Below are 26,826 nucleotides of genomic sequence, written 5' to 3'. Positions count from 1 at the left end.
ACCATGACTGTTTCCGACTCCGACGTCGCGATCATCGGTATGGTCTGCCGCTTCCCCGGCGCGGACTCGGCCGACCGGTTCTGGGACGTGCTGCGCGAGGGCCGCGAGACGCTGACGCGGTACACCGACGAGCAGCTGCTCGCCGCCGGCGTGCCCGCCGCCCGGCTGGCCGACCCGCGCTACGTGAAGGCCGGTCAGACCATCCCGGACGTCGAGCTGTTCGACTCCGAGCTGTTCCAGATCACCCACGACGAGGCCGAGATCCTCGACCCGCAGCACCGGATCTTCCTGGAGTGCGCGCTGGAGGCGCTGGAGCGGGCCGGCTACGACCCGGACCGCACCGAGGACCGGATCGGCGTCTACGCGGGCGTCGGGATGAACACCTACCTGCTGCACAACCTGGGCGAGCGCTACCGGGCCGCGTCCTCGATCGACCACTACCGGCTGATGCTGGCCAACGACAAGGACTTCCTGGCCACCCGGGTCTCCTACAAGCTCAACCTGCGCGGCCCCAGCATCAACGTCAACACGGCCTGCTCGACCTCGCTGGTCGCGGTGCACACCGCCTGCCTGAGCCTGCTCAGCGGCGAGTGCGACGTGGCCCTGGTCGGCGCGGTGCACCTGGGACACCCGGGCCAGGGCTACCAGTACCAGGAGGGCATGATCTTCTCGCCGGACGGGCACTGCCGCGCGTTCGACGCGCAGGCCCGGGGCACGGTGATCGGCAGCGGCGCCGGGGTGGTCGTCCTCAAGCGCCTCAAGGAGGCGATCGCCGACGGGGACTGGATCCACGCGGTGGTCAAGGGCTCGGCGGTGAACAACGACGGCTCCAACAAGACCGGCTACACCGCGCCGAGCATCGCCGGACAGGCCGAGGTGATCGCCGACGCCCAGGAGGTGGCCGGCGTCGAGCCGGACAGCATCGGCTACGTCGAGGCGCACGGCACCGGTACCGCGCTCGGCGACCCGATCGAGGTAGCCGCGCTCACCGAGGCCTTCCGCCAGGGCACCGACCGGACCGGCTTCTGCGCACTCGGATCGGTGAAGACCAACATCGGCCACCTGGACACCGCCGCGGGCATGGCCGGCCTGATCAAGACCGCGCTGATGCTGGAGCACGCCACCCTGGTGCCGAGCCTGCACTTCGAGGCGCCCAACCCCGAGATCGACTTCGCGGCGAGCCCCTTCTTCGTCAACACCGAGAGCACCGACTGGCCGGCCGGCAACGGCCCGCGCCGGGCCGGCGTCAGCTCCTTCGGGATCGGCGGCACCAACGCCCACGTCGTCCTGGAGGAGCCCCCGGCCAGGCCGTCCGCGCCGCACGGGCGCGGACACGAGCTGCTGCTCCTCTCCGCCCGCTCCGAGGCGGGCCTGCGGCAGGCCGCCACCGCGCTGGCCCGCCACCTCAAGCAGCGGTCCGACCTGGACCTCGGCGCGGTGGCGCAGACCCTCGGCCTCGGCCGGCGCGACCACACCCACCGGCTCGCGCTGGTGGCCCGCAGTACCAGGGACGCCGCCATGGCGCTGGCCGTCGGCGACGAGGAGCGGCTGCGCGAGGGCGTGGTCGGCCACACCCCGAGCGCGCCCGTCCTGGTGCTGACCGGCGCGGGGGCGGACGAGGAGGACGGCGCCGAACTGTACGACGCGGTGCCCGCCTACCGCGCCGCCGTCGACGCCTGCGCCGCCGCGCTGGGCCACACCGGCGAGAGCGTGGCACTGCTCGGCGGGGGGAGCCGGCGCGCCGGGTTCGTCCACGAGTACGCACTGGCGAGCGCGCTCACCGCATGGGGGGTCGAGCCCGCCGCGCTGGCGGGCACCGGCACCGGCCTGGCCGTGGCGGCCGCGCTCTGCGGGGCGCTGTCGCTCGCGCAGGCCCTCGCGCTGGCCGACGGCGCCGCGCCCGGTGAGGTGGCCGCGCCCCGGCTGCCGGTGCTCTCGCCGCACACCGGGCGCTGGATGACCGAGGACGAGAGCCGGCTGCCCGGCAGCTGGACCGCCGCCGGCGACCTCTCGGGCCTGGACGCGCTGCTGGCCGGCACCGGCCGCCACCCGCTGCGGACGGCGCCGGAGGAGGACGAACCGGCCGGCCTGGCCCACCTGCTCGCGCTGGCCGCGGAGCAGTGGGTGCTCGGGGTGGAGCTCGACCCGGCGGCGGTGCACGCGGGCGGGGAGATCCGCCGGGTGCCGCTGCCCACCCACCCGTTCGAGCGGCGCCGGCACTGGGTGGAGCCCGGTGCCCACACCACCGACCGGCCCGATCAGCACGCCGACCGGCTGATCGCCCGGTTCGACCCCGAGGACCAGCAGCAGAACGTCGAGCTGGTCACCGACTACCTGGTCGAGGAGATCGGCCGGGTGCTCGGCGGCCGCCACCTCGCGGCCCTCGACACCAACCTGTTCGACCTCGGCCTGGACTCGCTGGTGCTGATCGAGGTGGTCGCCAAGCTCGGCGAGGAGCTGGACTTCGCCGTCCAGGCCACCGCCTTCGTCGAGTTCCCGACCATCCGCGCCTTCGTGGACAACCTGGCCGAACTGATGGGCCTCGCGCCCGGCCCGGAGGCGGGTGCGAACCCCTCCGGCGGCCGCACCTCCCGGCGCGCGCAGCGGGCCGCGGCCCGCCAGGACGGCACGGCCTGACCTCCGGCGTCCCAGCGGCGGCACCTACCCGGCCCGCAGCGGCCGACCCGATGACCTGTGAGAGAGAGCAACTGTGGACGACAAGCGAAAGCTGCTGCTGAGCCTGCTGGCCCGGGCCTCCGCCCCGGCCCCGGCGAGCGACGGCGTGGCGATCGTCGGCGTCGCCGGCCGCTACCCGCTGGCCGGGACGACCGACCAGCTGTGGGACAACCTGGTCACGGGACGGCACTGCATCCGGGAGGTGCCGGCCGACCGCTGGGACGCCGACGCGCACTACGACCCGACCGGCGTCGCCGGGAGCTACAGCAAGTGGGCCGGATTCATCGACGACGTCGACAAGTTCGATCCGCTCTTCTTCCAGATCTCGCCCGCCGACGCGGAGGCGATGGACCCCCAGGAGCGCCTGTTCCTGGAGACCGCGGCGGCGACCCTGGACGACGCCGGCTACCCGGCGGCCCGACTGGCCGCCCAGGGCCGGGTCGGCGTCTTCGTCGGCGTGATGAACAGCAACTACGAGTGGATGGGCGGTGAGGCGAGCGCGCTCGGCGTGCAGACCGACGCGCACTCCAACCACTGGTCGATCGCCAACCGGGTCTCGTACACCTTCGACTTCACCGGGCCCAGCCTCGCGGTGGACACCGCCTGTTCGGCCTCGCTCACCGCGATCCACCTGGCCTGCGAGAGCCTGCGCACCGGCGAGTGCGCCTCCGCGATCGCCGGCGGGGTCAACCTGATCCTGCACCCGATGCACCTGCACACGCTGGCCCGGCGCGGGATGATCTCGCACGACGACCGGCTGAAGAGCTTCGGCGTGGGCGCGGACGGCTTCGTGGACGGCGAGGGCGTCGGAGCGGTGCTGCTCAAGCCGCTCGCCGCCGCGATCGCCGACGGGGACCGGATCCTCGGGGTGATCCGCGGATCCAGCATCAACGCCGGTGGCAAGACCGGTGGTTACACCGTCCCGAGTGCCGCCGCCCAGGCCGAGGTGATCCGGGGCGCGCTGACCCGCGCCGGGGTCGCGCCCGAGACCGTCGGCTACGTCGAGGCGCACGGCACCGGTACCCCGCTCGGCGACCCGATCGAGATCGCCGGGCTGGTCGAGGCCTTCGGCGGGCGGATCGACCCGGCGCGCCGGGCCGAGCGGCCGACCGTCCCGGTGGGTTCGCTGAAGTCCAACATCGGCCACCTGGAGTCGGCGGCCGGCATCGCGGGCCTGACCAAGGTGCTGCTGCAGTTCCGGCACGGGATGGTGGCGCCGTCGCTGCACTCCTCGCGGCTCAACCCGGAGATCGACTTCAGCACCACGCCGTTCGAGGTGCCGCAGACCCTCCGGCCGTGGACCAGGCAGGAGCGGGGCGCCGCGGACGACGCGAGCGGCCCGCTGCCGCTGCGCGCCGTCGTCAGCTCCTTCGGCGGCGGCGGGGCCAACGCCTGCGCCGTCGTGGAGGAGTACCTGCCCGTCGCCCCGGAGCCGGTCGAGGAGGGCCAGGAGCAGCTGCTGGTGCTCTCCGCCAAGAGCGAGGACCGGCTGCGGGCCGCCGCGGGGGAGCTCGCGGCCTTCCTGCGCCGGGGCGCACCGCAGCAGGCCGCGCCGGATCCCGGCGCCCTGGCGGACGCCCAGCGGCTGTGCCTGCGACTGGCCGCCGAGACGCTCGGTGTGCGGCCGCAGGACCTCGACCTCGGCACGGAGCTGGCCGACTGCGGGTTCGGCGTGGCCGAACACGCCCGCTACCAGGCACTGCTGGCGGCGGAGCTCGGTACCGAACCGCCCGCCGGGGTGCTCGCGGCCAAGAGCGTCGGAGCGGTCGCCCGCGCGGTGGCCGACGCCCGTCCCCGCCCGGTCGACGGGCCGGCCCCGCGCCTCGCCGACGTCGCCCACACCCTGCAGTCGGGCCGGACGGCGTACGAGTTCCGGCTGGCGCTGACCGTCTCCTCGGTGGCCGAGGCCGCGGGCCTGCTGGAGGCGTACGCGGCGGACCGGCCGCAGACGGACGACCGGGCCCGCACCGGGCGCTCCGCCCGCGCCCGGGTGCAGCTCCCCGAGGACGAGGCCGCCGCGCTGGAGCTGGCGCTGACCCGGCGTGAGCTGTCCGCGGTGGCCGAGCGCTGGGTGATCGGGGCCGGCGTCGACTGGTCGCGGATCACCCCGGCGGCCGCCCGACGGATCGAGCTGCCCGCGTACTCCTTCGCCCGTCGGCGGTACTGGATCCCCCGGCCGGCGGTCGCAGCGGCCGCCGTGTCCGCACCGGCCGCCCAGGCCGTCGCGCCGGCCGTGGCCGAGGTCGCGCTGCCCGACTTCTACCGTCCGCTCTGGGTGCGCGCGCCGCGCCCGGCCGCCGAGCCGGCGCCGCGCGCCGAGCGGATCGTGGCGCTGGTGACCGGGGCCTCGCTCTGGCTCGGCGAGGCGATCGCCGCCCGCCGGCCGGGCGGACAGGTCGAGCTGGTCCGGCTGGACGAGCAGGCCGTCCCGGCCTGGCTCGCCCGGGCCGCCGGAGCCGACCTGGTCCTCCACCTCGGTGGGGTGGGGGCCCCGGTGGCCGACGGGGTCGGCGGGCGCGAGGTGGCGGAGCAGGTCCGGCACGGCTCGCTGTCGCTGTTCCACCTGCTGCGGGCCGAGGGCGCCGACCGGGTGGTCGTGGTCACCGGCGACGTGCACGCGGTGGCCGGCAGCGCGGCCCGCAACCCGTTCTCCGCGGGCATGCACGGCCTGCTCCAGGTGGCCCCGAAGGAGCGCCCGGAACTGCGCGCGGTGGCGATCGACTTCGCCTCCGACGAGGTGACCGACGAGGCCGGCGTGCGCGCCCTGGCCGACGCCGTCCTGACCGAGCCGGTGGACGGTTCGGGGCGGACGGTGGCGCTGCGCGGCGGTGTCCGCTACCTGCGCCGGCTCGGCCGGGTGGAGCTGCCCGAGGGCGGCCCGGTCTTCCGCGACGGCGGCGTCTACCTGCTGATCGGCGGGACCGGCGGGATCGCCCGCGAGCTGAGCGTCCACCTGGCCCGGCGCCACCGGGCCCGGGTGGTCTGGTTCAGCCGGGGTGAGCAGGGCCCCGAGAGCCTGGCCGCGGCCGAGGAGATCCGGGCGTACGGCGGGGACGTCGCGCACGTCCGGGGGGACGCCTGTTCCGCCGACGACCTGGCGGCCGCGGTGGCCGAGGCACACCGCCGGTTCGGGGCGCTGCACGGCGTCGTGCACGCGGCGATGGTCTTCGACAACCACGCGCTCGCCGAGCTCGACGAGGCCGCCTTCACCGCGGCGACCAGGGTGAAGATCGAGGGCGCGGTCGCACTGGCCGGCGCCGTCGCCCGCGAGCGGCTGGACTTCCTGGCCTTCTTCTCCTCCGCCGGATCCTTCGGCAGCTTCGCCGGGAACGGCGCCTACATCTGCGCCTCGGCGACCGAGGACGCCTACGCGCTGTTCCTGCGCGAGCGGCTGCCGTTCCCGGTCACCGTGATCAACCAGGGCTACTGGAACATGGTCGGCTCCGGCGCCCAGCCCGGCCTGGCGGAGATCTTCGCGGGCCTGGGCATCACCGGCTTCGGCGCCGCCGAGGGCATCGCCGCCGTGCACCGGATCCTCGGCAGCGGTCTGCCGCAGGCGATGCCGATCCGTGCCAACCGCCGCGCGCTGGAGGCGATGGGCCACGACCCGGCGCTCGACGGCGAGGTGTTCGGCGACGGCCACCCGGCCGCCCTGGCGGCCGCCGCCCCGAGCCTGCGGGCCGGCGTGGAGACCGACCCCGCCGCCGCCCGGGTGCTCGCCGGGTACGAGGAGCTGGAGGCCGTCTCGGCCGCCGTGCTGCTCGGTGTCTACCAGCGGATGGGCGTCTTCCGGCGCTCGGGCGAGCGGCACCACGGCGAGGAGCTGCGCAACGCCCTCGCCATCCAGGACCGGTTCCAGCGGCTGCACGAGGCGCTGCTCAACATCCTGGCCGGCGCCGGCTTCCTGACCCGGGACGGCGAGCGGGTCACCACCACCGCCGTGGTGGACGCGGTGGACCAGGCCGAGGCCGCGGAGCGCTGGGAGGCCGAGTTCGACCGGCTCGCGGCGCTCTACCCGGACATCGAGCCGACGGTCACCCTCAACCGGTTGTTCCTGGAGGCGTACCCGCGGATCCTGCGCGGCGAGGTGGGCGCCACCGAGATCATGTTCCCCGGCTCCTCGATGAAGCTGGTGCAGAACTTCTACAAGGGCAACCCGCTCACCGACTCCTTCAACCTGCTGGTCCGCGAGACCGTGCGCCGCTTCGTGGAGCTGAGGCTGCCGCAGCTGCCGGCCGACCGGACGATCCAGGTGGTGGAGCTGGGCGCCGGCACCGGCGCCACCAGCGAGCGGGTGCTGCCGGCGCTCGCCGAGCACCCCGGCCGGGTCGGCTACACCTTCACCGACATCTCGCCGCGCTTCCTGGAGTACGGGCGCGAGCGGTTCGCCGAGCGCTACCCGTTCGCCCGCTTCCAGGTGCTCAACCTGGAGCGCGGACTCGCCGAGCAGGGCTTCACCCCGGCCTCGGCCGACCTCGTGCTGGCCACCAACGTGGTGCACGCCACCAGGAACCTGCGGGCCACCCTGCGCCGGGCCAAGGCCCTGCTCAGGCCCGGCGGCTGGCTGGTGCTCAACGAGCTGACGACGGTGCGGCCGCTGCTGACCATCGGCGGCGGCGTACTGGAGGGCTGGTGGCTCTTCGACGACGGCGAGCTGCGGATGCCCGACTCGCCGCTGGCCTCGCCCGAGGGCTGGACCAGGCTCCTCCACGAGGAGGGCTACAGCCAGGTCAGGACGCTCGGCGCCGAGGGCGCCGAGCTCGGCCAGAGCGTCCTGGTCGCGGAGAGCGACGGCGTGGTGCTGAGCGCGGCGCCCGGCGTCACCGCCCCCGAGCCGGTGGCCGCCGGCGCCGGGCGGGCCGACGCCGCCGACACGGTCGGCGAGCGGCTGCGCGAGCTGGTCGAGCGGGTCCTGAAGCTGGACGAGCGGATCGACCCCGACCGCCCGCTGGCCGACTACGGATTCGACTCGCTCAGCGGAATGAAGATCGTCTCCGCGGTGGACGAGGCCTTCGGCGTCACCGTCCCGCTCGGCGACTTCTTCGAGCGCCCGACCCTGCGCGAGCTCTCCTCGCACCTGGCCTCCGGCTGGCTCGCCGACGTGGTGGCCGAGAGCGCCGCCGCCGCCGTGACCACCGCATCCACCCCCGGGGCGCCCGCCGCCACCGGTCCGGCCGCCGTCACCGCCCCGGCGCGCCCCGCCGTCGCGGCCGCCGCCGCCGAACTGGTGCTGCGCCCGCGCACCGACGCCGAGCAGACGACCCACCCCCTCTCGGAGGGGCAGCGCGCCCTGTGGGTGATCGAGCAGATCGCCCCCGGCAACTACGCCTACAACCTCCCGCTCGCCCTGCACCTGGACCGGGACCTCGACGTGCTCGCGCTGCGGGTGGTCCTCCAGGACCTCCTGGACCGGCACGAGGAGCTGCGGGCCACCGTCGTGACCGGCGAGGACGGCCCCGGCCTGCGGATCGCGGCCGAGCCCGAGCTGCCGTTCCAGCAGGTCTTCCTGACCGCCGTGGCGGAGGACGACCTGCGCGAGCGGATGCGCGTCGACCTGCGCCGCACCTTCGACCTGGCCGGCGGCCCGCTGCTGCGCGCCACCCTGTACACCCGGGGCGACGGGCAGCACGCGCTGCTGCTGACCTTCCACCACCTGGTCTTCGACGGGGTCTCCATCGCCCTGCTGCTGGCCGAGCTGGAGCGCGGCTACCGCACGGTGTGCGAGGGCCGCCCGCTGCCGACCGAGCGGCCGGCCCGCAGCTACGGGGACTTCACGGCCTGGCAGCGCGACCTGCTGGCCGGCCCCGAGGGCCGTCGCCTGCGCGACTACTGGGTCGGGCGGCTGAAGGGCCGGCCCGCAGCCGTGCCGCTGCCGCTGGACCGTCCGCGCCCGGCGGTGCCCGGCTTCCGGGGCGCCACCGTGGACGGCCACCTCCCGGCGTCGGTGGTCGAGCAGGCCCGCGCGCTCGCCTCGGCGGAGCAGACCTCGCTGTTCGGCGTCGTCCTGGCGGGCTGGTTCGCGCTGCTGCACCGCTACGGCGACCAGGCCGACATCGCGGTCGGCACGCCCACCGCGGGCCGTCCGGCGAGCGGCTACGACGACGTGCTCGGCTACTTCATGAACATGGTGGTGCTGGCCGAGCGGATCGACGGCCAGGAGGCCTTCGGCGGCCTGGTCCGCCGCGTCCACCGCACCGTCCTCGGCGCGCTGGAGCACAGCGCGTACCCGCTGATCACCCTCGCCGAGGAGTTGCGCCGGGAGGATCCGGGCGCCTCGGCCGCCCCGTTCAACGTGGCCTTCTACTTCCAGAACTGGGCCCGCGGCGCGCAGCAGGGCGCCGTGGTGCTCGGCCCGGTGGAGGGCGTCCACCAGGAGGGCGAGTTCGACCTGACCCTGGAGGTGGTCGAGCAGGCCGATGGCTGCCGCTACTCGCTCAAGTACGACCCCGACCTCTTCGACGCCGCCACGGTGGAGCGCCTCGGCGCCCACTTCGCCACCCTGCTGACGGCCGCCGTCGGCGCTCCCGCCACCACGGTCGGCGAGCTGGAGCTGCTGACCGGTCAGGAGCGGGCGCTGCTCGCCCCGCCCGCCGCCGCCGACTACCCGGCCGACACGACGGTCTGGGAGCTGGTCCGCCGGCAGGCCGAGGCCCGGCCGACGGCGGTGGCCGTCCGGTACGAGGGCACGGAGCTGACGTACGCCCGGCTGGCCGAGCGGGTGGAGGCCCTCGCGGCCCGGCTGCGCGCCGCCGGCGTCGGCCGGGGCCGCACCGTGGGAGTCCTGCTCCCGAGGGACGGGGACCTGCCGGTGGCCCTGCTCGCCGTACAGGCGGCGGGGGGCGCGTACGTCCCGCTCGACCCGTCCTACCCGGAGCAGCGGCTGGCCTACATGGCCGAGGACGCCGGGCTGCACCTGATGCTCACCCACTCCGGTGTCGGGGGCGGCCACGGGGCGGTGCCCCGGCTGCTCGTCGACCGGGACGAGCAGCCGCCCGCCCTCCCCTCGCCCGGCCCGGCCGGGCCCTCGGACACCGCGTACGTGATCTACACCTCCGGCTCCACCGGCCGGCCCAAGGGCGTGCGGGTCCCGCACCGGGCGCTCACCAACTTCCTCTGGTCGATGGCGCGCGAGCCCGGATTCGGGCCGGGGGACACCCTGCTGGCGCTGACCACGGTCTGCTTCGACATCTCCGGCCTGGAGCTCTACCTGCCGTTGATCACCGGCGGCACGGTCGAGGTGCTGGCGAGCGAGACCGCCAGGGACGGCCTGCGCCTGCGGGAGGCGCTCGAGCGCAGCTCGGCCACCGTCGTCCAGGCCACCCCGGCGACCTGGAGCATGCTGCTCGCCGCCGGGTGGCGGGGCGACCGCGCGCTCACCGTGCTCTGCGGCGGCGAGGCGCTGTCCGGCGACACCGCCCAGGCGCTGCTGGCCGGCAACCGGGAGGTCTGGAACCTCTACGGGCCGACCGAGACGACCATCTGGTCGGCCGCGAGCCGGCTGCGCAGGGGCGAGCCGGTGACCATCGGCACCCCGATCGCCAACACCCTGCTGCACGTGCTGGACAGCGCCCGCAGGCCGGTGCCGACCGGCGTCGCCGGGGAGCTGTACATCGGCGGCCACGGCGTCGCCGAGGGCTACCACGGGCGCCCCGAGCTGACCGCCGAGCGGTTCCTGCCCGACCCGTTCGCCGCGGCGGCCGGGGCCGGCACCGAGGCGCGGATGTACCGCACCGGCGACCTGGTCCGCCGGCTCGCCGACGGCCGGATCGAGTACCTGGGCCGGATCGACTCCCAGGTCAAGGTGCGCGGCTTCCGGGTCGAGCTGGAGGAGATCGAGGCGACCCTGCGCCGGCTGGACGGCGTCCGCGAGGCCGTCGTGGTGGCGCGCTCCCAGGGCGCCGGCCACTCGCTGGTGGCCTGCTACGTGCCCGCCGAGGGTGCGGGCGAGCCCACCCGGGAGCACCTGGCGGCCTGGCTGCCGGAGCACATGCTCCCGGACGCGCTGATCCCGGTGACCGGCTTCCCCCGCACGCTCAACGAGAAGGTGGACCGGGCCGCGCTGGCCGCGCTGGCGCCGGCCGAACTGCGGGCCCGCTTCGGCGTCCCGGGCGCGGCCGGTGCGGCGGCGGACCGCCCGGGCGGGCCCGACGGCCCGGCCGGCCGTACCGAGGCGCTGGTCGCCGAGCTGGCCGTGATGGTCGCCGCCCTGGCCGGCGTGCCGGTCGAGGAGGTCGGCGCGCGTACCCCGCTCGGCGAGCTGGGCATGAACTCGGTGAGCTTCACCGCGCTCAGCACCGAGCTGCGCAAGGCCTACGGCATCGAGGTCTACCCCACGCTGTTCTACCGGAGGGGCACCCTGCTCGCGCTGGCCGGGCACCTGTGGGAGCACCACGCGGCCGACCTGGCCGGCCGGTTCGGCACCACCGACCGGACGCCGGCCCCCGAGCCCGCGCCCGCGCAGGAGGCACCGCGGCGCCGTGAGGGCGACATCGCCGTGATCGGCATGGCCGGCCGGCTGCCGGGCTCGGCCGACCTCGGCGAGTTCTGGGCGCACCTGGCCGCCGGGGACGACCTGGTGGGGGAGATCCCGGCCGACCGCTGGGACTGGCGTGAGCAGAGCGGCTCCCGCTCGCGCTGGGGCGGTTTCGTCCCCGACGTGGACCGCTTCGACGCCGCCTTCTTCGGGATCTCCCCGCGTGAGGCCGAGCTGATGGACCCCCAGCAGCGGCTGATGCTGGAGGTGGTGTGCTCGGCCGTCGAGGACGCCGGCTACCGGCCGTCCGACCTGGCGGGCAAGCGCGTCGGCGTGTTCGTCGCGGTCACCAACTCCGACTACCTGGAGGTCCAGCGGGCCGCCGGCCGCGGCACCGAGGGCCACACCATCACCGGCGCGGCGCTCTCGATCGTCCCGAACCGGATCTCCTACCTGCTGGACCTGCGCGGCCCCAGCATCGCGGTCGACACCGCCTGCTCCGGCTCGCTGACCGCCGTCCACCAGGCCGCCGCCGCGCTCCGCGACGGCACCTGCGACCTGGCGATCGCGGGCGGGGTCAGCCTGATCCTCTCGCCGACCGTGTACGAGGCGCTGAGCCGGGGCGAGATGCTCAGCCCCGACGGCCGCTGCAAGGCCTTCGACAGCCGGGCCGACGGCTACGTCCGGGGCGAGGGCGCGGGCGCGGTGCTGCTCAAGCCAAACGACCGGGCCACCCGCGACGGCGACGCCGTGCACGCGGTCATCAAGGCGGTCGCCATCAACCACGGCGGCCGGACCACCTCGCTCACCGCCCCCAACCCGGACGCCCAGGCCGACCTGCTGGTCGAGGCCTACCGCGCCGCCGACGTCCCGCTGGAGAGCGTCGGCTACATCGAGGCGCACGGCACCGGCACCGCGCTGGGCGATCCGATCGAGACCACCGGCCTGAGCACGGCCTTCCGCCGGCTGCGCGAGGAGCGCGGCACGGCGGCCGGACCGGGCTGCGCCATCGGCTCGGTCAAGACCAACATCGGCCACCTGGAGGCCGCCGCGGGCATCGCCGGGCTGTTCAAGGTGGTGCTGGCGCTGCGGCACGCCACCATCCCGGCCAGCCTGCACTTCCGCGAGCAGAACCCGTACCTGGAGCTCGACGGCGGCCCGTTCGAGGTCGCCGCCACCGCCCGGCCCTGGCCGCGCCCCGGCGACGGCGCCGGCGGCGAACTGCCGCGCCGCGGCGGGGTCAGCTCCTTCGGCTTCGGCGGGGCCAACGCGCACATCGTGCTGGAGGAACCAACCGTGCAGGACACCCGCGAGGAGCGGACGGCCGAGCAGTTGTTCGTGCTGTCCGCCCGCGACGAGGAGGCGCTGCGGCGCTCCGCCCAGCGGCTCGCCGACCACCTGGCGGCCGAGGACGTGCCGCCGGGTGACCTCGCGTACACCCTGCAGGTGGGCCGCGAGCCGATGGCCCACCGGCTGGCCGTGATCGCCGACAGCGCCACCGCGCTCCGCACCGAGCTGGCCGAGCACCTGGCCGGCCGCCCGTCGGCGGTGCGCACCGGGCGGGCCGAGCGGCGCGCCACCCCGCGCGCGGCCGAGGCGGGCGGCGCCCTGGGCGACCTGGCGGCCGAGTGGCTGACCGGCGCCGAGGTGGACTGGCCGGTCCTGCACCGGGGAGCGGCGCGCCGCCGGGTGCACCTGCCCGCCTACCCGTTCGCCCGGACCAGGCACTGGGTGGACGCCGTGCCCGCCCCGGCCCCCGCGCCCGCCCCGGCGTCGTCCGCCGACCGCCTGCACCCGACCCTGCTGGACGCCAACGTCTCGACGTTCGGTGAGCAGGTCTTCGCCAAGAGGCTCACCGGCGCCGAGTTCTTCCTGAAGGACCACGTGGTCGGCGGCGCGTTGGTGCTGCCCGGCGTGGCGTACCTGGAGATGGGCCGGCTGGCCGGCGAGCTGGCCGCCGCCGGAGCGCCGGTGCGCGGGGTCGACGGCCTGGTCTGGGCCGCGCCCGTCCGGCTGCCCGCCGAGGGCGGCCACCCCCTGGTCGTGCGGGTGACCGGCGACCGCTCCGGCGCCTCCTTCGAGGTGCGGACCGCCGGGGACGGCGCCCCGGTGCACGCCCACGGCACCCTGGTGTTCGGCGAGCCCGAGGGGCGCCCGGCCCGGGTCGACCTGGCGGGCGTGCGGGCCCGCGGCACCCGGGTGCACACCGGTGAGAGCTGCTACCAGGCCTTCACCCGGCTGGGCTTCGCCTACGGACCGAGCCTGCGGGTGATCGAGGAGATCGCCGAGGGCGAGCGGGAGGTGCTGGCGACGTTGCGGCTGCCCGAGGCCCTGCGGACGGACGCGGACGCGTACGTCTTCCACCCCTCGCTGCTGGACGCGGCCCTGCAGACGGCGGGCCGGCTCGCGCCGGGCGCGGGCGACCCGGGAAGCCCGGTGCCCTACCTGCCGTTCTCGCTGGGCTCGGTGCGGCTGTACGAGGCGCTGCCGGAGCGGGTGCACGCCTACGCGACGCCGTCGGCGCGCCCGGCCCCGGCCGGCATGCTCTGCTTCGACGTGGCGCTGCTCGACGCGGCCGGCGAGGTGGTCGCCTCGATCGACGCCTTCACCCTCCGGGCGGTGCCCACCGGGCCCGCGGCGGACGCGGTGGCCGGCTTCGAACCGGTCTGGCGGCCGGCCCCGCTCACCCGCCGCGAGCCGGCCGGCACCGTCCTGCTGGTGGATGCCGGATCCCGGGGGGCCGAGGTGGGCGCGGTGCTGACGGCGGCCGGCGTGGTCAACCGGCGGATCGCGGCGGGCCCCGGCCTCGACGCCGACGCGGCGGTCCGCGCCGTCCCCGACGGCCCGGTGCACCTGGTGCACCTGGCCGCCGAGGACGCCGGCCCCGAGGCCGCGCTGGAGCACGGCTTCCACACCGCGGTCGCCTTCCTGCAGGCCTGGCAGCGGGAGCGGCGCGGCGCACTGCGCTACCTCTACGTCCACCGGGAGGACGGCCCCGACGGGCCGGCCGGCGCGCCGGCCCACCCCGCGATGGCGGGCCTCGCCCGCACGGTGCGCCTGGAACACCCCTCGGTGGACTTCGGCGTGCTGGCCGTCGCGGCCGGCCGGGTCGGGGAGGCGGTGCTCGCCGAACTCGGTGCCGAGGGCGAGCCCGAGGTGCGGATCGACGCCACCGGCCGGAGCCGCCGCGCCTGGCGCCGGGCCGTCCTGCCGGCCGCCGACGGCTCCGCGTTCGCGGGCCCGGGGGCCCATCTGATCACCGGCGGCACCGGTGCGCTCGGCCTGCTGATCGCCGAGCACATCGCCGCCGCCCGGCGCGCCGCCGGGCAGTCGCGGGGCGCGATCGTGCTCGCCGCCCGGAGCGAGCCGGCTCCCGGGCTGCGGGCCCGGATCGAGGCCCTGGGCGCCACGGTGGTGCTCGCCGACGTCGCGGACCCCGCCGGGGTCCGCGACCTGGTCGACGGGGCCCGTCGGGCGTACGGCTCGGTCGCCGGCGTCGTGCACGCCGCGGGTGTCCTGCGGGACGGCCTGCTGCAGCGCAAGGAGCGGGCGGACGCGGACGCGGTGCTGGCCGCCAAGGTGCACGGGACGGTCCTGCTGGACGAAGCGACCAGGGACGACGCGCTGGACTACTTCGTCGTCCTCTCCTCCGCCGCGGCGGTGTTCGGGAACGTCGGCCAGAGCGACTACGCCTTCGCCAACGCCTTCCTCGACCACTTCGCCGAGCGCCGGGAGGAGCAGCGCCTGGCGGGCCGGCGGCGCGGGCGCACCCTCGCCGCGGCCTGGCCGGTCTGGGCGGACGGCGGCATGCGGATCGACGCCGCCGCCGAGGAGTACATGGGCCGGGTGCTCGGCATGCGTCCGCTGCGCACCGCCCCGGCGCTGGACGCGCTGGAGCGCGCGCTGGCCATCGCCGCGCCACGGCTGCTGCTCACCCCGGGCGACCCGGTCCGGGTGCTGGCCGCGCTGGACGGCCCGTCCGCCCGCGTCGCCGCCACCCCGGCGGCCGCCGGTTCACCGGCCGCCGCCGGGTCGCCGGGCACCGGCCCGGCCACCGCCCCGGCCCCGGCCGGCGCGCGGGCGCGGGCCGAGCGGCTGGTGCTCGGGCTGCTCGCCGAGGAGCTCAAGCTCCCCGAGGCGGAGATCACCGTGACGGAGTCCTTCGACCAGTACGGCGTGGACTCGCTGATCACCATGAGCCTGATCCGGCGGCTGGAGGAGACCTTCGGCCCGCTCTCGAAGACCCTGCTCTTCGAGTACGTGACGGTCGGCGAACTGGCGGACCACCTGGCCGCCGACCACCCGGACGTCCTCACCGCCGCCTCCCCGGTGGAGCCCGCGCCCGCCGTCGCCGCCGCCTCGGCGGTGCCCGCGCCCGTCGTCGCCGCGGTGGCGCCGCTGCCCGCGCCCGCCGTCGCGCCGGCCGCGAGCGCCCCGTCCGAGCCGGCCGGCGGCGCGGACATCGCGATCATCGGCGTGGCCGGCCGCTACCCGCAGGCCGACGACGTGGACGAGTTCTGGCGCAACCTGCGGGCCGGCCGGGACAGCGTGGAGGAGATCCCCGGCGACCGCTGGGACCACGGCTTCTTCCACGACCCGGACAAGTCCGTCTTCGGCAAGACCTACGGCAAGTGGGGCGGTTTCGTCCGCGGCGCCGACCGCTTCGACCCGCTGTTCTTCCGGATGTCGCAGATCGAGGCCGAGCACACGGACCCCCAGGAGCGGGTGTTCCTGGAGACCGTCTGGCACCTGCTGGAGGACGCGGGCTACACCCGCGAGCAGCTGCGCGGCTCCCGCACCGGCGTCTTCGTCGGCATGATGTACGGCCACTACCAGCTGTACGGCGTGCAGGAGGCGCTGCGCGGGGAGGGCTTCGCCACCTCCTCGTCCTACGCCTCGGTGGCCAACCGCACCTCGTACTTCTTCAACTTCACCGGGCCCAGCGTCGCCCTGGACACCATGTGTTCCTCCTCGCTGGTCACCATCCACCAGGCGTGCCTGGCCATCCGCAACGGCGACTGCGAGGTCGCGGTGGCCGGCGGCGTCAACATCTCCAGCCACCCCGTGAAGTTCCTCCAGCTCGCCCAGCGCGGCTTCCTCGCCGAGGACGGCCGCTGCCGCAGCTTCGGTGAGGGCGGCACCGGCTACGTCCCGGCCGAGGGCTCCGGCGCGGTGCTGCTCAAGCGCCTCGACGCGGCGCTCGCCGACGGCGACCGGATCCTGGCGGTGGTCAAGGCCTCCGCGGTCAACCACGGCGGCGCGGGCGCCGGGTACAGCGTGCCCAACCCGCACGCCCAGGGCGACCTGGTGCGGGCCGCGCTGGAGCGCGGCGGCCTGCGCCCCGACGACCTGGACTACCTGGAGGCGCACGGCACCGGCACCGCGCTCGGCGACCCGGTGGAGGTCACCGGCATGCTGCGGGCGTTCAAGGGCGACGTGCCCGAGCGGCTGCCGATCGGCTCGGTCAAGTCCAACATCGGGCACGCCGAGTCGGCGGCCGGCATCGCGGCGATCACCAAGGTGCTGCTCCAGCTGCGGCACGGCGAGCTGGCCCCCTCGCTGCACGCGGAGCGGCTCAACCCGAACATCGACTTCACCGCGACCCCGTTCGAGGTCCAGCGCGAGCTGGCACCGTGGGTGCGCCGGGTCCTCGCCGACGGCACGGTGCGGCCGAGGACCGCCGGAGTGAGCTCCTTCGGCGCGGGCGGCACCAACGCGCACATCATCCTTCAGGAGTACATCGGCGAGGATGCGGCGCAGGCCCCGGCCCCGGCGGCCGGCCCGCAGCTGGCCGTGCTCTCCGCCCGGGACGCCGGCCGGCTGGCCGGGCAGGCCCGGCGGCTCGCCGCACACCTGCGCGCCGAGGGCGCCGACTGGACGCCGCAGCAGGTCGCCCGGACGCTTCAGTCGGGGCGCGAGGCGATGGCCCACCGGCTCGCGGTGCGCTTCCACGGCCTCCCCGAGCTGGCCGCGCTGCTGGAGGAGGCCGCCGCGGGCGGCGTGCCGGCCGGCAGCTGGACCGGCGTCGCCGACCCGCGCAGGCCGCTCACCGGCGACCCGCTGCCGGCGGACCCCGACGCGTACGGCGCCGCCTGGGTCACCGGCCGCCAGGTGGACTGGGCGGCCCTGCACCCCGGGGCCGCGCCCGGCCGGGTGCCGCTGCCCGGCTACCCCTTCGACGGCGACCGGATCTGGCTCGCCGCGGCGGATGCCGAGCTGGCCGCGCTGACGGCCCCCGGGCGTACCGACCGGACCGCCGAAGGACTGCTGCTGACCAGGGGCTGGGCCGCCGCCGAGCCCGCCGGCCGTACCGCCCTGCCCGGCCGCACCGCCGTCCTGACGGTGCCCGGCACCGAGGCGCTGGCCGCCCGGCTGGCCGCCCTGCTGCCCGCCGCCGAACTGCTCGGCGCCGAGCAGCTCGCCGCCGAACTCGCCGACGAGGGCACCCGCTGGGACCGCTTCGACGCGGTGGTCGACCTGGCCGGCTGCGCCGACCCGGCCCTGGCGCCCGCGCACGCCCTGCTGCCCACCTGGCTGAGCTGGCTCCAGCACCTGGTCGACCGCGGCCGGCGCGAGCTCTGTGCCCTGCTGGTCTCACGCGGCACCGAGGCGGCGAGCGCCGACGGCGTGCCCTCCCTCGGCGGCGCGGCCCGCGTCGGCCTGTACCGGATGCTCCAGAGCGAGTACCGCCACCTGCGCTCGCGACACGTGGACGTCGGACGGCCGGCCTCGGACGAGCAGCTCTGCCGCTGGGTGGCCGACGAGCTCGCCGACGAGGGCGACCCGGCCGAGATCGCCTACCGCGACGGCCGGCGGCTCCGTGCGGAGCTGCGCGAACTGCCGGACGGCGCGGGCGGGGCGCCGCGCTTCCCGGCCGGACACGTGCTCTGGGTGACCGGCGGGACCAGGGGGATCGGGCTGCTGACGGCCCGGCACTTCGTGGCCCGCCACGGCGTCCGCAAGCTGGTCCTCACCGGCCGCGAGGAGCTGCCGCCCCGGGCGGACTGGGCCGCGCACATCGCCGCCGACGGCCCGCTCGGCCGCAAGCTCCGCCCGCTCGCCGAACTGGTCGGGCAGGGGGTGGAACTGGAGGTCCTCGCGGTCTCCCTGGAGGAGCCGGAGGCGCTCGCCAAGACGCTGGCCGACGTCAGGCTGCGGCTCGGCCCGACCGGCGGGCTGATCCACAGCGCCGGCTTCACCGACTTCGAGAACCCCGCGTTCGTGCGCAAGCCGCAGGCCGGCATCGCCCGGGTGATCGGGCCGAAGGTCTTCGGGCTGGACGCGCTGGTCGAGTGCTTCCGGGACGAGCCGCTGAGCCTCTTCGTGCTCTACTCCTCGGTCGCCGCCGCCGTCCCGGCGCTCGCGGTCGGCCAGAGCGACTACGCCCTGGCCAACGCCTACCTGGACGCGGTCGCCGAGGCCCGTCCGCACGGGCTGCCGCTGGTCAGCGTGCAGTGGCCGAGCTGGAAGGACACCGGGATGGGGGAGGCGCGCAGCGGCGCCTACCAGGCCTCCGGGCTGGCCACGCTCTCGGACGAGCAGGGGCTCGCCCTGCTGGAGCGGGCGCTGGCGAGCGGGGCCCGGGTGGTGCTGCCGGCGCTGGTGCGGCCGGACGCCGACTGGCGTCCCGAGCGGCTGACGGCGCGTCGCCTGGAGGCGGCCCCGGTCGCGCAGGCCGCCCCGGAGCCGGTCGCCGTCGCACCCCGGGCGGTCGGGGGCGCGGTCGACGCGGCGTCCTCCTGGCTGCTGGACCGCCTCGCGGCGGAACTGCGCTTCGACCGGGCCAAGCTGGCCGGTGATGTGCCGGTGCAGGACTACGGCATCGACTCGATCATGGTCTCCCAGCTGGTCCAGACCGTCGCCAAGCGGCTCGACGTCTCCGTCGATCCCTCGGCGCTGCTGGAGCACCCGACCACCGACGCCTTCGCGGCGTACCTCGCCGAGGAGCACCCGCAGGAGCTGCTCGCCGCCTTCGGCGGCGGGGGCACCGGCGGCGCCGAGGCGGCGGCCCCCGCGGCCGTCCCGGTGGCGTCCCCCGCGCCGGCGGCGGTGCCCACCGGGGCCCCTGCGCCGGCCCCGGCTCCGGCCCCGGCTCCGGCTCCGGCTCCGGCTCCGGCCCCGGCCACCCCGGGGGCCGGCTGGTCCTGGGCCACCGACGCCGTCCCGGCCGCCGCCGCTCCCGCTGCACCGCCCGCGGCGGAGCCGGCCCGCACCAGCGCCGACATCGCGGTGGTCGGCCTCTCCTGCCGCTTCCCCGAGGCCGGATCCGCGGACGAGTACTGGCAGTTGCTGCGGCAGGGCCGGTCCGCGCTGCGCCCGATCCCCGAGCAGCGCTTCGGCCGTCCGACCGGCTACCACGCGGGTCTGCTCGCCGAGGTGCTCCGCTTCGACCCGGAGTCCTTCCTGCTCGCCGAGTCGGACGTGGCGGCCATGGACCCGCAGGCGCTGCTGCTGCTGGAGGAGGTGAACAGCGCCGTCCACCACGCCGGTTACCGGCCGGCCGAGCTCAAGGGCCGCCGGATCGGCGTCTACGTGGGCGGCCGGGCCACCCACACACCGGACGCCGCGCTGCTGGAGCAGGCGAAGAACCCGGTGGTGGTCACCGGTCAGAACTACCTCTCCGCCAACGTCTCGCAGTTCTTCGACTTCCGCGGCCCGAGCGTGGTGGTCGACACCGCCTGCTCCTCCGCCCTGGTGGCGATGGACATGGCCACCCAGGCACTGCGCACGGGTGACATCGAGACGGCCGTGGTCGCGGGGGTGAGCCTGCTCGCGGACGACCGGGCCCACCAGGTCTTCGGCCGCCGCGGACTGCTCAACCCGGGCGCCGAGTTCCACGTGTTCGACCGCAGGGCGGCCGGCCTGGTGCTCGGTGAGGGGGTCGGCGTCGTCGTCCTGAAGCCGCTGGCCAGGGCGCAGGCCGACGGGGACCAGGTGCTCGCGGTGCTCAAGGGCATCGCGATCAACAACGACGGCCGGACGGCCGGTCCGGCCACGCCGAACCTCCAGGCGCAGAAGGACGTGATGGTCGAGGCGCTGGCGCGCAGCGGCCACCTGCCGCAGGACATCGGCTGGGTGGAGGCCAACGGCTCCGGCTCGACCGTCACCGACCTGCTCGAACTCAAGGCGGTGGAGGCGGTCTACCGGCGCGGTTCGGCGCAGCCGGTGGCGCTCGGCTCGGTCAAGCCGAACATCGGCCACCCGCTGGCGGCGGAGGGGATCGCCGCCTTCATCAAGGTGGTCCTGATGCTGCACCACCGCGAGCAGGTGCCGTTCGGCTCCGGGCAGCAGCCGCCGGCGCACTTCGACCTGGCCGCCTCGCCGCTGTACTTCCCGAGGGAGCCGCTGCCCTGGCCGGCGCCGGCCCCGCTCGCCGCGCTGAACTGCTTCGCCGACGGCGGCACCAACGCGCACCTGCTGGTCGCCCCCGCACCGGCCGGTCACCGGGGCACCCGGGCGCCGCTGCCGCAGCCGGCGCTGAACCGCCGGGTCGTCATCCGGGGGAGCGCGGCCGCGCCGGCCGGGCCGGTGCCCGTCCCGCCCCGGCCCGTCACCGCGCAGCCCGTCACGCCGCAGGCGCCCGTCACGGCGCCGGTCGCGGTGCCCGTCACGGGCCTGTTCTGGGAGAGTCAGCGATGAGCGCGGGCAGCGGTGCGCCGAGCGGTCCGGCTCCCACCGGGACCCTGCCCGTGGTCTTCATGTTCTCCGGGCAGGGCTCGCAGTACTACCGGATGGGCAAGGAGCTCTTCGACGAGGACGAGGTCTTCCGGGCCGCGCTGCTGCGGCACGACACGGTGGTCGCCGAGGCCCTCGGCGAGTCGGTGCTCGGCCGGATGTTCGACCCGGCCAAGCGGAAGAACGACCCCTTCACCGACACCGGGATCACCCACCCGGCGATCGTCATGATCGAACTCGCCCTGGCGGAGACCCTGCGGGCGGCCGGTATCGAGCCCGACTACCTGCTGGGCTCCAGCCTCGGCGAGTACGCGGCGGCCGCCGTCTCGGGCAGCATCGACCCGGCCGACTGCCTGCGACTGCTGGTCCGGCAGGCCGCCGGCCTGCGGGCCGGCCCGCGCGGCGGCATGCTCGCCGTGCTCGCCGGGCCGGAGGTGCTGGATCGGGTGCCTGCGCTGCGCGGATGCGAGATCGCGGCCCGCAACTACCCGGGCCACTTCGTGGTGGCCGGTACGGAGGAGGCGCTGGCCGCGGCCGAGACGGGGCTGCGCGCCGCCGACGTGCTGTACCAGCGGGTACCGGTCGAGTACGGCTACCACTCCGGTCTGATGGACCACGTGCTCGTCGAGTGCCGGGACGCCCTGGAGGGCGTGGAGTTCGGGCCGCCGAGGATCCCCTGGGTGTCCTGCGTGGACGGCCGGTTGGTCGAGCGGGCCAGCGCGGAGCACTTCTGGCAGGTCGCCCGCCGGCCGATCGAGTTCGAGCGCACGATGGCCGGGATGCGGGACCGGGGCGAGTTCCTCTACCTGGACCTCGGCCCCTCGGGCACCCTCCACAACTTCGTGCGCAACAACCTCCCGGCGGGGACGCGTTCCGAATCCCTGGCTCTGCTCAGCCCGTTCGGGCACGACCCGGGGCTGCTGGCCAGAGCCAGGACGCTCGCCGCACCGAAGACACCAAGGAAGGCACACGGCATGAAGGTCTACGGTTTCCCGGGGCAGGGCTCCCAGCAGCGGGGGATGGGCAAGGCGCTGTTCGAGCGGTTCCCCGAGCAGACCGCGGTCGCGGACCGCGTGCTCGGCTACTCGATCGAGGAGCTCTGCGTCCTCGACCCGGAGCGCCGGCTCGGCCGCACCCAGTTCACCCAGCCCGCGCTCTACGTGGTCAGCGCCCTGTCCTACCTGGACCGGCTCGCCCAGGACCCGGAGCCGGCCGACTACCTGATCGGCCACAGCCTCGGCGAGTACGTGGCGCTGTTCGCCGCCGGGGTCTTCGACTTCGAGACCGGGCTCCGGCTGGTGCAGCGGCGCGGCGAGCTGATGGCCGCGGCCGACGGCGGTGCGATGGCGGCGGTGGTCGGCACCGACGAGGCGACCGTCACCCGGGTCCTCGCCGAGGCCGGTCTCGACGGCCTCGACCTGGCCAACCACAACGCCCTGGACCAGTTCGTGCTGTCCGGCCCCGCCGACCAGATCGACGCCGCCTGCACCGCCTTCGAGGCCGCCGAGGCCAGGGCGGTGCGGCTCAACGTCAGCGCGCCGTTCCACTCCCGCTACATGCGCGGTACGGCGCAGGAGTTCGCCGGCTTCCTGGAGGGCTTCACGCTGCGTCCGCCGGCCGTCCCGGTGCTGGCCAACGTGGACGCCCTGCCGTACGCGGCCGACGCGGTCAAGGAGACCCTGACGGCGCAGATCGCGTCGCCGGTCCGCTGGACCGAGACCGTGCGCCGGCTGATGGGGCACGGCGACTTCGAGTTCACCGAGCTCGGCCCCGGCCAGGTGCTCACCAAGCTGGTCGCCCGGATCAGGGCGGCCGCCGAACCGCTCCCGGCTCCCGCACCGCGTCCCGTGCCCGCCGTGCCGGCCCTCGCCGCCGTGCCCGCCGTGCCGGCCGGCACGGGACGCGCCGCGGAGCCCGCCGTGCGCCCGGAGCCCGCGGCCGCTGCCCCGGTGCTCCTCGGGTCCGCCCCGCGCGAGGCGTCGATCGACGCGGACGGCCTCGGTGCCGCCGGCTTCCGTGAGCGGTACGGGCTGCGGCGCGCCTACCTGGTCGGTTCGCTGTACGGCGGCGTCTCCGGGCGGGAGCTGCTGCGCTCGGCCGCCAAGGCCGGACTGCTCGGCTTCCTCGGGACCGCCGGTCTCGCACTCGACGAGGTGGAGCAGCAGCTGCGCGGCCTGGTCGGCGATCTGGGCCTGGGCGGCGCCTTCGGCGCGAACCTGCTCTACCGGCACGGCGCCCCGGAGCAGGAGTCCGCCCTGGTGGATCTGCTGCTCCGGCACGGAGTGGACCTGGTCGAGGCCTCCGGCTTCCCGCTGCTCACCCCGGCGCTGGTGCGGTTCCGGTTGAAGGGCGGCCGGATCATCGCGAAGGTGTCCAGGACGGACGTCGCCGCCGAGTTCCTCGCGCCTCCACCGGAGCGACTGGTCGCGCGGCTGCTCGAAGCGGGCGAGGTCACCGCGGAGGAGGCCCGTGCCGCGGCCGGGCGGCCGATGGCCGACGACCTGTGCGTGGAGGCCGACGGCGGCTGGCTGAGCAGCACGGCCGACCTGCTGACCCTGCTGCCGGCCGTGCTCCGCCTGCGGGACGGTGCGGCGCTGCCCGGCCACCGGGTGCACGTCGGCTGCGCCGGCGGGATCGGCACGCCGGAGGCCGCCGCCGCCGCGTTCCTGCTCGGCGCCGACTTCGTGCTGACCGGGTCGGTCAACCAGTGCACGGTGGAGGCGGCCACCAGCGCCGAGGTGAAGGACCTCCTGCAGGAGGCCCGCGAGTTCGACGTGGACACCGCCCCCTGGGGCGACATGTTCGAGTTCGGGGTGCGGGCCCGCTACCTCAAGCGCGGTCTGTTCTTCCCGGCCAGGGCCTCCCGGCTGCACGAGCTGTGGCGCCGGCACACCTCGCTGGCCGAGCTCGACGAGGACACCAGGACCCAGGTGCTCGACCGCTTCCTGGGCGGCGAAGCCGTCCGGGGAGCGGCGCCCGGCGCCGACCCCAAGGCGGAGCTGGCGGCCGTGTTCCGCGGATACTTCGAGCGGGGTTTCCGTCTCGCGGTGACCGGTGACCGGAACTCCAGGGTCGACTACCTGGTCCACTGCGGTCCCTCGATGGGCGCGTTCAACCAGGTGGTCGCCGGCACCGCCCTGCACTCCTGGCGGGCCCGTACGGTCGAGGCCGTCGCCGACACCCTGATGGAGGGTGCGGCGGCGCACCTCACCACCCGCCTGCGCTCCTTCGGCTGAGCGGGGACGGCGCACCGCGGGGCCCCCACCGGCCCCGCGGTGCGCCGTCGTCGTCCGGGCGGGCGGCCCGCGCTCACGTCCTCGCGACCACGTGGTGGTCGAGGCCGGGCAGATCGTCCCGGGGGACGGCGACGTCGTCCAGGGCGTGGCCTCCGTGGACGAGTCGGCGATCACCGGCGAGTCCGCGCCGGTGATCCGGGAGTCGGGCGGCGACCGCAGTGCGGTGACCGGTGGCACCAAGGTGCTCTCGGACCGGATCGTCGTCCGGATCGCCTCCGAGCCCGGCAAGTCCTTCATCGACCGGATGATCGCCCTGGTCGAGGGCGCCGCCCGGCAGAAGACCCCGAACGAGATCGCGCTCACCATCCTGCTGGCCGCGCTCACCGTGGTCTTCCTGATCGCCGTGGTGACCCTGCAGCCGATGGCGACCTTCGCCGGCGCCCCGCAGCCGACGGTCGTCCTGGTCGCGCTGATCGTCGCGCTGATCCCGACCACCATCGGCGCGCTGCTCTCCGCGATCGGCATCGCCGGCATGGACCGCCTGGTGCAGCGCAACGTCCTGGCGATGTCGGGACGGGCCGTCGAGGCGGCCGGCGACGTCGACACGCTGTTGCTGGACAAGACCGGCACGATCACCCTCGGAAACCGCCGGGCGGCCGCGTTCCGGCCCGCCGCCGGTGTCACCGTCGAGGAACTGGCGGACGCCGCCCAGCTCTCCTCGCTCGCCGACGAGACGCCCGAGGGCCGTTCGATCGTCGTCCTCGCCAAGACCGGGTACGGCCTGCGGGCCCGCGCCCGGGGCGAGTTGGCGCACGCCACCTGGGTGCGGTTCAGCGCCCGGACGCGGATGTCCGGCGTCGACCTCGACGAGTCGCGGGATGCGGGGGCGAGTGCCCCGTCCACGGGTGGCGGGGCGGGGCGCACCGGTGGCGTCCACTCGGTGCGCAAGGGCGCGGCGGGATCGGTCGCCGGCTGGGTCACCGAGCACGGCGGCACGGTCGGCCGGGACGTCACGGAGTTGGTCGACGGCATCTCCGCCGCCGGCGGCACCCCGCTGCTCGTCGCCTCCAGAACCGGTGACGCGGCCCCGAGGGCGCTGGGCGTCATCCACCTCAAGGACGTCGTCAAGGAGGGCCTGCGGGAGCGCTTCGAGGAGTTGCGCCGGATGGGCATCAGGACCGTCATGATCACGGGCGACAACCCGCTGACGGCCCGGGCGATCGCGCGGGAGGCCGGCGTCGACGACTTCCTGGCCGAGGCGACGCCCGAGGACAAGATGGCCCTGATCAAGCAGGAGCAGGCCGGCGGCAAGCTGGTCGCGATGACCGGTGACGGCACCAACGACGCTCCGGCGCTCGCCCAGGCCGACGTCGGAGTGGCGATGAACACCGGCACCATGGCGGCCAAGGAGGCCGGCAACATGGTCGACCTGGACTCCGACCCCACCAAGCTGATCGAGATCGTCCAGATCGGCAAGCAACTCCTCATCACCCGAGGTGCGTTGACCACCTTATCGATCGCCAACGACGTCGCGAAGTACTTCGCGATCATCCCGGCGATGTTCGCGGCGGTCCACCCGGGCCTGGGCCGGCTGAACATCATGCAGTTGCACAGCCCGACCTCCGCCATCACCTCGGCGGTCGTCTTCAACGCGCTCGTCATCGTGGGCCTCGTCCCGCTCGCCCTGCGCGGCGTGAAGTACCGCCCGTCCGACGCCGGTGCGCTGCTGCGTCGCAACCTCGGGGTGTACGGGCTCGGCGGTCTGGTGGTGCCGTTCATCGGGATCAAGGCGATCGACCTGATCATCCAGTTCGTCCCCGGCCTGAGCTGAAACGGAGGAAGCCACCATGCCCAAGCCCCTGTCCACGTCCGTCCGCACCCACCTCACCGCGCTTCGCATGCTGCTGGTGATGACCGTGGTGCTCGGCCTCGCCTACCCGCTGCTGGTCACCGGCATCGGCCAGGTCGCCTTCGGCGACCGGGCCAACGGCTCGATCGTCAGCTCGCAGGGCAGGGAGATCGGCTCCGGCCTGCTCGGCCAGAACTACGACCTGCCGAAGAAGAACCCCGCCGACGCGGGCGAGGCCGCCCGGCCGGATCCCCGGTGGTTCCAGCCCCGCCCGTCCGCCTACGCGTACGACCCGAGAAGCTCCGGTGCGTCCAACCTCGGCCCCGACAGCGAGGCCCTGCTGAAGGCCGTGCAGGAGCGCCGCGCCGCCGTCGCCGCCTTCGACGGCGTGGATCCGGCCACCGTGGCGCCGGACGCGCTCACCGCCTCCGGCTCCGGGCTCGACCCGCACATCTCCGTCGCGTACGCCAAGGAGCAGGTCGCCCGGGTCGCCAGGGCCCGCGACCTGCCCGAGGCCGTCCTGGAGGGGCTGGTCGCCAGATGCACCGAGGGCCGCTCGCTCGGCTTCCTCGGTCAGCCGGGTGTCAACGTCGTCCTGCTCAACCGCGACCTGAGCGAACAGGGATGACGACACGTCAGATCGACTGAGGGCGTGACCGGTCGGGGCGCGGGGAGGCACACCCCGTGGCCGGGCCGGTCGTCCGCCGTCCGGCGCGGGCGTACCGGGCCCGCCCCCGCGGGGCGGCCGGCCCGACCGCTCCTGACCGGCCCCGGCAGCGGCGGCAGCACGGTCGGCCTCGCCGGGGCGGACGACGCCCTCCACCCCGAGCGCGTGGACGCGGCGGCCGAGCGCGGGCGGCGGCCCGCGGGCGCCCGGGCCGGCTCCCGGTCGTGGACGACGGACCGGGACGCCCGCA

The 26,826-nt window shown here is 75.6% G+C and carries 5 protein-coding genes; all 5 read left to right on the top strand.

The features are described 5' to 3' along the window. The first annotated feature begins 3 nt into the window (after window positions 1-3). The 5 genes from OG823_RS08210 to kdpC all read left to right on the top strand — a co-directional run bounded on the left by OG823_RS08210 (window position 4) and on the right by kdpC (window position 26,537). Complete coding sequence (locus OG823_RS08210; protein ID WP_371478762.1) at window positions 4-2,637, top strand: beta-ketoacyl synthase N-terminal-like domain-containing protein; 2,634 nt, start codon at window positions 4-6, stop codon at window positions 2,635-2,637. Window positions 2,638-2,710: 73 nt separating this feature from the next. After that, a complete protein-coding gene (locus tag OG823_RS08205; RefSeq protein WP_371478761.1) occupies window positions 2,711-20,788 on the top strand; it encodes an amino acid adenylation domain-containing protein in 18,078 nt (6,025 codons plus the stop codon). Then, window positions 20,785-24,060 carry an ACP S-malonyltransferase gene (gene fabD / locus OG823_RS08200; RefSeq protein WP_371478759.1) on the top strand — a complete coding sequence of 1,092 codons (3,276 nt, stop codon included), beginning with the start codon at window positions 20,785-20,787 and terminating at the stop codon, window positions 24,058-24,060. Before OG823_RS08205 ends, fabD begins: the two co-directional genes overlap by 4 nt. Before the next feature lie 91 nt (window positions 24,061-24,151). Continuing rightward, window positions 24,152-25,891, top strand: coding sequence for a potassium-transporting ATPase subunit KdpB (kdpB, locus tag OG823_RS08195; RefSeq protein ID WP_371478757.1), 1,740 nt, complete (start codon window positions 24,152-24,154; stop codon window positions 25,889-25,891). Window positions 25,892-25,907: 16 nt separating this feature from the next. Beyond that, complete coding sequence (gene kdpC / locus OG823_RS08190; protein WP_371478756.1) at window positions 25,908-26,537, top strand: K(+)-transporting ATPase subunit C; 630 nt, start codon at window positions 25,908-25,910, stop codon at window positions 26,535-26,537. Window positions 26,538-26,826: the final 289 nt, after the last annotated feature.

This window comes from Kitasatospora sp. NBC_00315 (genome assembly GCF_041435095.1).
Taxonomy (GTDB): domain Bacteria; phylum Actinomycetota; class Actinomycetes; order Streptomycetales; family Streptomycetaceae; genus Kitasatospora.
The sequence above is the reverse complement of the archived record's forward strand: the minus strand, read 5'-3'. Positions and strand labels throughout refer to the sequence as shown.

What these genes read in the sequence shown, in the direction of transcription:
- OG823_RS08210 (WP_371478762.1), top strand. Translation starts at nt 4, where the DNA reads ATGACTGTTTCCGACTCCGACGTCGCGATCATCGGTATGGTCTGCCGC.
- fabD (WP_371478759.1), top strand. Translation starts at nt 20,785, where the DNA reads ATGAGCGCGGGCAGCGGTGCGCCGAGCGGTCCGGCTCCCACCGGGACC.
- kdpC (WP_371478756.1), top strand. Translation starts at nt 25,908, where the DNA reads ATGCCCAAGCCCCTGTCCACGTCCGTCCGCACCCACCTCACCGCGCTT.